This window comes from Clostridium sp. ZBS15, from assembly GCF_023845705.1.
Taxonomy (GTDB): domain Bacteria; phylum Bacillota; class Clostridia; order Clostridiales; family Clostridiaceae; genus Clostridium; species Clostridium aquiflavi.
In genome coordinates, this window is the sequence record NZ_JAMQHY010000195.1 from 1 (window position 1) to 300 (window position 300).

At 26.0% G+C, this 300-nt stretch carries 1 protein-coding gene; it reads left to right on the top strand.

Annotated elements, in window-relative coordinates:
- Positions 1–300 (top strand): ATP-binding cassette domain-containing protein (locus NG904_RS16990; protein ID WP_252232914.1); only part of this gene is annotated, 300 nt, incomplete at both ends.

Sequence of the window (300 nt, forward strand, 5' to 3'; positions counted from 1 at the left end):
AAACAAGTTTATTATCATTGATAGCTGGATTGGATAATTTCACAGCTGGAGATATATTATATAATAATAAGTCATTAAATAATATAGATAAGGATAATTATAGAGCAAAGGAAATTGGTGTTATATTTCAAGGATATAATCTTTTGACTAATACATCAGCACTTGAAAATATATTATTATCAATGGATATCAGTAGAGTAAATGTTGAGGATAAAAAAGCTTATGCATTTGAATTATTAAATAAAGTTGGCATAGATAAACAAACTGCATTAAGAAAGGTTTTACAATTATCAGGGGGAG